The organism is Ohtaekwangia sp. (assembly GCF_036568665.1).
Taxonomy (GTDB): Bacteria; Bacteroidota; Bacteroidia; order Cytophagales; family Cyclobacteriaceae; genus Ohtaekwangia.
This window is the reverse complement of sequence record NZ_DATCSD010000266.1, coordinates 1-4,022: the sequence shown is the minus strand read 5'-3', so window position 1 is coordinate 4,022 and position 4,022 is coordinate 1. Positions and strand designations below refer to the sequence as shown.

5 protein-coding genes are annotated in these 4,022 nt (G+C 43.8%); all 5 read left to right on the top strand.

Annotated elements, in window-relative coordinates; translation table 11 throughout:
• On the top strand, positions 1 to 436 hold a 436-nt coding region (locus tag VIN08_RS14665; protein WP_331966558.1), incomplete at its 5' end, for an FAD:protein FMN transferase.
• A gap of 13 nt (positions 437 to 449) precedes the next feature.
• Positions 450 to 1,223: a ZIP family metal transporter gene (locus VIN08_RS14660; protein ID WP_331966555.1), complete on the top strand. Its 774-nt coding sequence runs from the start codon at positions 450 to 452 to the stop codon at positions 1,221 to 1,223.
• Positions 1,224 to 1,252: 29 nt separating this feature from the next.
• Positions 1,253 to 2,284 (top strand): glycosyltransferase family 9 protein, encoded by a 1,032-nt coding sequence (locus VIN08_RS14655; protein ID WP_331966552.1) that lies wholly within the window; start codon positions 1,253 to 1,255, stop codon positions 2,282 to 2,284.
• Positions 2,281 to 3,192 carry an FkbM family methyltransferase gene (locus VIN08_RS14650; protein ID WP_331966549.1) on the top strand — a complete coding sequence of 304 codons (912 nt, stop codon included), beginning with the start codon at positions 2,281 to 2,283 and terminating at the stop codon, positions 3,190 to 3,192. The genes VIN08_RS14655 and VIN08_RS14650 overlap by 4 nt, the downstream gene beginning before the upstream one ends.
• Positions 3,189 to 4,022: glycosyltransferase (locus VIN08_RS14645; protein ID WP_331966546.1), on the top strand; the 834-nt coding region annotated here is incomplete at its 3' end. The genes VIN08_RS14650 and VIN08_RS14645, both read left to right, overlap by 4 nt.

Sequence of the window (4,022 nt, the reverse complement as noted above, 5' to 3'; positions counted from 1 at the left end):
AGGAGGCGAAGGCATGGCGCTCGGTAAAAATATACAGAAGAATAAAACGTGGACCATTGGTATACTTGATCCTAACTCTACGCGCGACAATCAGTTCTTTAAAGTATATGCCGAGGTACAAGACCAATCATTCACTACTGCAGGAAATTACTTTAACTATCGGGAGATTGATGGCAAGAAATATTCTCACACCATCGATCCGGTAACGGGCTACCCTGCAGATTTACCTTTACTCAGCGTTTCGGTATTTGCCAATGACTGTACTACTGCCGATGCGTGGGACACTGCCTTTATGGTAATGGGGCATACAAAAACTATTGAACTCTTAAACAAGCGTAAAGACCTGGATGCTGTGTTGATGTACACTACATCTGCGGGCACTATTGAAACTTTTGTTACAAAGGGAATACAAAAACGAATCACACTAGATCACTGAACTATATACTTACATGACACTAAAATTACTGGTACTCTTCCTCACACCGCTTCTCTCCGGCCTGCTGGTATATCTTGTTCCCAAAGGAAAAGGAACAAACTTCAGGCTCCTGCTTGTGTTTGCCGGCTCTTATCTCTTTGCTATCACGGTTATCCATATACTTCCTGAACTATACCATCAGTCGATCGGCACAGAACTCATCGGCTTGTTTGTTCTTGCCGGATTCTTTTTACAACAGCTACTCGAATACTTTACTTCCGGAGTTGAGCACGGGCATATTCATACGCATGAGCATCACGATCATGGACACCATCATCACAAGCATGATCAAACACAACAATCTATTTCTGCTATTGTATTGCTCGTAGCCTTGTGCATCCACGCTTTTCTCGAAGGAGGCATGCTGGCAGAGCCTGCATCGATGGGTCCACATTACGATGTAAACGCAATCCTGTTAGGCATAGCGTTGCACCGTGCACCTGCTGCATTTGCTTTAATGACTGTGCTGGCTTTTCAACTGGGTTCCAAGAAACGAGCATTGCCATACCTTATCGGTTTTTCGTTGGCAGCACCGGTTGGCTTGCTAATCAGCAGTTCGCTTGCCGAAGCAGAAGTGTTGAGCGAACAAGGGCTTATACTTCTATATGCGCTGGTGTGTGGTAACTTTCTTCATATTTCTACAACCATTGTTTTCGAAAGCAGTCCTGACCATCGCTTTAATGCAAGAAAGATGGCGGTAGCTATATTTGGAGCCTTGGTGGCAGTTGGTGTAGAGTATATGATCTAAGCTTCGCCCTAAGTCTATATATTTATACTGTGAAAGCGATTATCCGGGCAAAGCCGTGGAGAGGCGATAAGCCTCCCCGAAAAATTCTTGTTATGCGATTTCAGGCACTCGGTGACACGGTCATCACGTTGCCGTATGTTCAAAGTATAAAAAGACAATATCCGCAAACTGTACTTCACTTATTTACCCGCGAAGAAGTAAGCCGTATACCTAAGAGTATTATTCTCTTCGACAGAATTTTTTCGCTGGGGGGCAAGCGCAATGCAAAAGTGCAATTCGTACTGGCATTACTTATGATGCCCCTGCTGTGGATGCAGCGATACGATGCTGTGATCGATCTGCAGCATCATAGATTCAGTAAAATTATACGATGGCTGCTGGGCGCAAAGGCGTGGTCGGTGTTCGACACAAACTCTCCTATATCTGCAGGTGAGCGTACCCGACAAACGATAGAAGCATTGTGGACGTGGAAAATTTCCTTGGACACTGCCTTTACTTTCAAGAGTATAGAAGGCATCGATACGCTGCTATATAAAAACGGCTATAAGAAAGGACACGACCTGGTTGTTTTCAATCCTGCGGGATACTGTGTTTCGCGTAACTGGCCATTGCCATACTATACCGAATTTGCCAAGCTATGGATTAAGCAAAATCCGATGACACAATTTGTGTTACTGTTATTACCATCACTTCACGAAAAAGCAACGTTCATTCAGAAGGAAATAGGAGATCATTGTATTAACTTGACGGGCAAAGCCGATCAGCTCGAAGCTTTTAAAATTATACAGCGAAGTAAATTAGTTATATCAGAAGACTCGGGATTAATGCACATGGCGTGGGTACAGGGAGTAGCAACAATAGCTCTGTTCAGTTCTAGCAGAAAAGACTGGTCAGCTCCACAAGGAGAATGGTCGGTATGCCTGGACTCTTCTGATCTTGCCTGCGGACCTTGCGGACTTGAGCAATGTACCTTTGGCGATAACCGCTGTCTTACTCGCTATAGTCCTTCGTATGTTTCAAATATAGCACAACAACTGCTCTCGCATTCAGCAACCGTATGATGGGTGTATATAAACGTTATCCTTTTCCGGTACCGGTAAGAACAAAATTCTTCAACCTGTTCCGCTTCTTCTTTACTATTTATCCGCTCGAAAAATTTTTAACAAAGAAATTATCAACGGGTAACAGTGCCTGGTGGCCCAAGTTTATTCCCCCTGTATATTTCTACACACATGGAAGTGTGCGTCAGGCAACGCGAGGCGGTATACATTTCACGCTCGATGTAAGCAACCTCATCGATCACTCTATCTACTTCTGCACCATGCGCGATGTGGCGTGGGCAAATCTTTTGAAATTAGTGCAGCCTGATTTTCATGTGATCGATGCCGGTGCAAACATCGGTTACTTGTCAATGAACTTTGCCAAACTCTGCACGCAAGGTCAGGTATATAGTTTTGAACCTGATAGTGAAAATTATAGTTACCTGAAACGAAATGCAGAAGGTAATTACTTTCGAAATATAACCCTGTTCAATAAAGGTCTCGGTGCCCAAGCAGGCAGCGTCCGGCTTTATAAACTATATGAGAACAACACCGGAGCCAACAGAATACTTCATCATGATCAACCGATAGATTCGGTATCAGAAACCATCGAGATCATTACACTGGATAGTCTTAAGCAACAAGGGCAGATCAGCAAAGTAGATTTACTAAAAATTGATGTAGAAGGATACGAACCCTTTGTGCTGCAAGGTGCAAAAGAAATTATCCACACGTGGCATCCTATACTCTTCATTGAACTGGCAGAAGTAAATCTGCGTCAGCAAAATTATACAGCGAAGAAATTGATTGAGCAGGTCGAAAGCTTCGGGTACAACGTACTGGATGCGCGCACGATGCAGCCAATCGATCGGGATGTTAAAGAACATCACACGGACATCTTATGCTTTTCTAATTATAAAGCGCGTTGAAAAAAAAGAGAGTATCAGTATGGATCCAGGGGGGTATCGGTGGCGGATTGTTTTCGCAGGGATTTCCAGCTATTCACCAAATGATAAAACGCCTCGCCACTCATTACGACATTGATATATACTCGCAATTACCCGCCAACCCCGATTTTATACCAGAGGGATTTCGATTTTATACGCTTAACCGTAAAGTAAAATCAGGAACGCTACGCTGGATATACCTGTTCCTGATCTTTCTATATCAACACATTAGAAGACCTTATAAAGTTATATTCGGTTATTGGGGATACCCAGCCGGTGCCATTGCCGTTGCACTCGGCAAAATTTTTCGCAGGCCATCTATAGTATCGTTACATGGAGGTGATTCTGTTTGCATTCCATCTATACCCTACGGAGTATTTTGCGACCCCGGGCGGGCAAAGATATGCCGGTGGGCTTATGCGCACAGCACTGTATTGCTAACGGTTAGTCAGTATCAGGCATCTGTGCTGAAGCAATACAGTATCACTAAAACGCCACGCGTTATTCCTTACGGCACCGACCCAGCTATATTTCCTTTTAAAGAAAAGAGATTCGATGCGCCCGTTGTACGGTTTATACACATTGGCAACCACACGCCTATAAAAGATCAACGAACGTTATTGCAGGCATTCTCCATCATCACGAAAAATATACCTGCTAAACTTACCATTGTGGGTCCTGATTTTTTTGGAGGGCAACTGAAAGCGTGGAGTATAGAACTGGGCATTGAAAATCACGTTGATTTTGTTGAGCCATTACCCAATGGTCGCCTGTTTGAATATTACCATCAGGCCGATATAATGCTACACACA

Coding starts and splice junctions, on each gene's coding strand:
- VIN08_RS14660 (WP_331966555.1), top strand. CDS start 450: ATGACACTAAAATTACTGGTACTCTTCCTCACACCGCTTCTCTCCGGC.
- VIN08_RS14650 (WP_331966549.1), top strand. CDS start 2,281: ATGATGGGTGTATATAAACGTTATCCTTTTCCGGTACCGGTAAGAACA.